The 1,032-nt window shown below is 62.8% G+C and carries 2 protein-coding genes; both read left to right on the top strand.

Annotation, left to right across the window (positions count from 1 at the left end):
• A partial coding sequence (locus IQ25_RS20965; protein WP_407070615.1) for an AMP-binding enzyme occupies positions 1 to 243 on the top strand: 243 nt, incomplete at its 5' end.
• 2 nt (positions 244 to 245) lie between these two features.
• Entirely contained in the window at positions 246 to 659 is a 414-nt protein-coding gene (locus IQ25_RS20960; RefSeq protein ID WP_181447300.1) for a DUF1330 domain-containing protein, read from the top strand.
• The last annotated feature ends 373 nt before the right edge of the window (positions 660 to 1,032 follow it).

Raw genomic sequence — 1,032 nt, 5'->3', positions numbered from 1 at the left:
GCGGCGATCGGCATCTATCACCCCAAGTGGGACGAGCGGCCGCTGCTGGTGGTGGTCAGGAAGCCCGGGGTCGATGTCAATCAGGAGGAAATCCGCAGTTTCCTTGGCACGCATGTGGCAAAGTGGTGGGTGCCCGATGCGGTGGCGTTCGTTGATGCGATCCCGCACACCGGCACCGGCAAGATCAGCAAGAAGGACCTGCGCGATCAGTTCCGCGATTACGCCTGGGACAAGGTGGCTTGATCGTGGCTGAAGTCTATATCGATCCGAGCCGTGAGAACTTCGAGGTTTTCAAGTCCCTGCCGCGCGATACGCCGCTGCACATGCTTAACCTGATCAAGTTTCGCGATCTGGCCGAGTACCCTGAAGGCCATCCCAACCACGGCAAGGGCCTGACCGGGCGGGAGGCTTATGCGATCTACAAGGATGCGTTTCAGGCCTTGGTGAAGGATTCGGGCGCGGCGATGGTGTGGCATGCGCCGATGGAGTGCGTTGTTACCGGACCGCAAGGGGAATGGGACGAGGCATTCGTGATGGGCTATCCCGATGCCAAGGCGTTCTTCGCGATGGTGAAGGACGAGGCCTATGCCCGCGATGCCCTGCCTCATCGCACGGCGGCGGTGGCAGACAGCCGGTTGATCCGGTTTCAGGGCAGCTGAACGCACCCATTTCCGTGACAAGTGACCGCATCCGCTGGCGAATGCGGACGGTAACGCCGGTGGGAAAGCACAGATCGCGCGACCGGTGCGGTGCCGTTCCGGCACGCGCGGGAAGGGCGCGGGACCGGTTGCGAGTGGCCGGGGGGCGGTTCCGAACCCCTTGTCGGCTCAGCCTGAGGGCGGACACATGTGAAAGGACGAAGCTTTGGCAGCGGCTCGCGGGCTGCCTTGGCTTCTTGGCAAGCGGCTGCGTGAAAAGAACCTGTCGTTTGTGCTGACACAGTCGCACAATCATGGCGGGTTCCGCATCCGCAGCGTCGCTCAGGGTTCGGCGCCGTGCTATCAGCCCTGGGTTGTCCTGTCTGTCCTTGGG

This window comes from Novosphingobium taihuense, from assembly GCF_007830315.1.
GTDB lineage: Bacteria > Pseudomonadota > Alphaproteobacteria > Sphingomonadales > Sphingomonadaceae > Novosphingobium > Novosphingobium taihuense.
Note: the sequence above shows the minus strand (reverse complement) of the source record. Positions and strands in the feature narration are given on the sequence as shown.